This is a genomic window from Pseudomonas sp. KB_15 (assembly GCF_052114525.1).
GTDB lineage: Bacteria > Pseudomonadota > Gammaproteobacteria > Pseudomonadales > Pseudomonadaceae > Aquipseudomonas.
The window spans coordinates 1-397 of sequence record NZ_JBFREX010000295.1 but is presented as its reverse complement, the minus strand read 5'-3'; the positions used below and the strand labels follow the sequence as shown (position 1 = coordinate 397).

The window sequence follows — 397 nt, the reverse complement described above, 5'->3', positions numbered from 1 at the left end:
GTTCAACACCGCCATCAGCTTCGTCAGCAATACCAACTGGCAGGGCTACGCCGGTGAATCGACGATGAGCTACCTCACGCAGATGCTGGCGCTGACGATGCAGAACTTCGTCTCGGCGGCCACTGGCATTGCGGTGGTGTTTGCGCTGATCCGCGGCTTCGCGCGCCACGGCGCCGCCACGCTCGGCAATTTCTGGGTCGATCTGGTGCGCACCACGCTCTATGTGCTGCTGCCGCTGTCCTTGATTACCGCGCTGCTGCTGGTCAGCCAGGGCGTGATCCAGAACTTCGACCGCTACCAGGATGCAGCGCTGGTCTCGGAACTCACCTACACCCAGCCCAAGGTGGATGCGGCCGGCCAGCCCGTGCTCGACACCGCCGGCCAGCCCGTGACGGAG

The 397-nt window shown here is 64.5% G+C and carries 1 protein-coding gene; it reads left to right on the top strand.

The window, feature by feature from the left end; all coding sequences use genetic code 11:
- Nucleotides 1-397, top strand: a 397-nt coding sequence (locus AB4Z35_RS30970; protein WP_442101293.1) for a potassium-transporting ATPase subunit KdpA, incomplete at both ends; no start/stop codon positions are given.